Here is a 439-nt window from a genome sequence, read left to right as displayed (position 1 = left end):
ACGACCCGACCACGGCGGCACATGACCGCCGCACGGGCCGCCCCGAGCGCTACTGGCGTGATATGGACGATGAGACCTGGGAAGCGCAATTGATGCAGAACCTGGCCCGCGTCAACGCCTATGACATCACCGGCCGCCTCAACCTCATGGACCGTCATGTGCGCTATGCCGATTGACTGCGGCCGGCTGGGAGCCTCCATATCCCGTCCTATAGTTCCCGGTAGGCCTATCGGAACCAGCTTTTAAGGCAACTCCAACCCACCCCCAGCCTTGTGTAACCCACGCAGATGCTCGCCGATCTGGGCCAGGTTCACTTCGATAGCTTCGAGCTCCTCCCGCCGCTCATCCCCCAGCAGCACCCGGACTTCCTGGTCCAGTTCTTCGCTCAGCTGATTCAGGCGTAGTTGGCGTTGTTCACTTTCGCGTTCGAGGCGGGTCC

Annotated in this window: 1 protein-coding gene; it reads right to left on the bottom strand. The window is 62.0% G+C overall.

Going from position 1 to position 439, the window contains the following annotated elements; genetic code table 11:
• Window positions 1-242: 242 nt before the first annotated feature.
• A partial coding sequence (locus LO50_RS23435; protein WP_044316540.1) for a hypothetical protein occupies window positions 243-439 on the bottom strand: 197 nt, incomplete at its 5' end.

It is taken from the genome of Stutzerimonas stutzeri, assembly GCF_000935215.1.
Lineage (GTDB): Bacteria > Pseudomonadota > Gammaproteobacteria > Pseudomonadales > Pseudomonadaceae > Stutzerimonas.
The sequence above is the reverse complement of the archived record's forward strand: the minus strand, read 5'-3'. Positions and strand labels throughout refer to the sequence as shown.